Source organism: Sphingomonas sorbitolis (genome assembly GCF_036663875.1).
Lineage (GTDB): Bacteria > Pseudomonadota > Alphaproteobacteria > Sphingomonadales > Sphingomonadaceae > Sphingomonas.
In genome coordinates this window covers 1-1,234 of sequence record NZ_JAXOJS010000023.1, presented here as the reverse complement: position 1 = coordinate 1,234, position 1,234 = coordinate 1, and the positions used below count along the sequence as shown (strand labels likewise).

Genomic DNA, 1,234 nt, shown 5'->3' with positions numbered 1-1,234 from the left:
TTCGCGAACGCGCGGTACGTATGGTTTTCGACCACGAGCGGGATCACCCCTCGCGATGGGCAGCGGTGGTGTCGATCGCGGAGAAGATCGGCTGCGTTCCGCAGACGCTGCATGAGTGGGTGAAGAAGGCTGAGGTCAACAGCGGCAAGCGTGCCGGTGTCCCGACCGAGGTTGCCGACAAGGTGAAGGCGCTCGAGCGCGAGGTCCGTGAGCTGCGGCAGGCCAACGAGATTCTACGCAAGGCGTCGGCATATTTTGCGCAGGCGGAGCTCGACCGCCCGTTCCGACGATGATCGCTTTCATTGACGATCACCGCGATGCCTATGGGGTCGAGCCGATCTGCCGTGTCCTGCCGATCGCCCCATCCACCTATCACGAGCGCGTCGCGCAGCGACAGGATCCGACACGTCTGTCGGCGCGGGCGCGGCAGGATGTGGCCCTCAAGCCGGAGATCGCGCGCGTGTTCGCCGAGAACTTTGCGGTCTACGGCGTGCGCAAGGTGTGGCGACAGATGATACGGGAAGGTTTTCCGATCGCCCGCTGCACTGTCGAACGGCTGATGCGCGAGATGGGCTTGGCAGGCGTGATCCGGGGCAAGCCGGTGCGCACCACGATCAGCGACAAGGCGGCGCCGTGCCCGCTCGATCACGTCAACCGCCAGTTCTACGCGCCAGCGCCGAATATGCTGTGGGTGTCAGACTTCACCTACGTCGCGACCTGGGCGGGGTTCGTCTACGTGGCCTTCGTCATCGATACCTATGCTCGGCGGATCGTCGGCTGGCGGGCCAGCAGGACGGCTCATGCCAGTTTCGTCCTCGATGCCTTGGAACAGGCACTTCACGATCGTCGGCCGGCCCATCGGGGCGGCCTCATCCATCATAGCGACCGCGGGTCGCAATATGTGTCCATCAAGTACACCGAGCGCCTCGCCGAGGCCGGGATCGAGCCCTCGGTTGGCAGCGTCGGCGACAGCTACGACAACGCTTTAGCTGAGACCATCAACGGCCTCTACAAAGCCGAGGTCATCCATCGCCGTGGACCTTGGCGATCCTTCGAAGCGGTGGAATACGCGACGCTCGAATGGGTCGACTGGTTCAACCATCGCCGGCTGCTGGAGCCCATCGGCAACATCCCGCCTGCCGAAGCTGAAGATCAATATTATGCTGCCGCGGACAATATCGATATGGCAGCGTGACTCACAACCCAACGCCTCCGGTAGACCCGGCGCGGTTCA

At 63.5% G+C, this 1,234-nt stretch carries 1 protein-coding gene and 1 other annotated feature; the gene reads left to right on the top strand.

Annotated features, from left to right (window positions below; all coding sequences use genetic code 11):
* Nucleotides 1-1,195 (top strand): IS3 family transposase gene (locus U1763_RS21080; protein WP_332756865.1). Its coding sequence is split into 2 segments (ribosomal slippage), with 1,196 coding nucleotides annotated over them: nucleotides 1-255 and nucleotides 255-1,195; the frame shifts between segments, so codons are not numbered across the junction. This gene is flagged as partial in the annotation.
* Nucleotides 248-364: a sequence feature (AL1L pseudoknot), on the top strand. Its footprint overlaps the gene before it by 117 nt.
* Nucleotides 1,196-1,234: the final 39 nt, after the last annotated feature.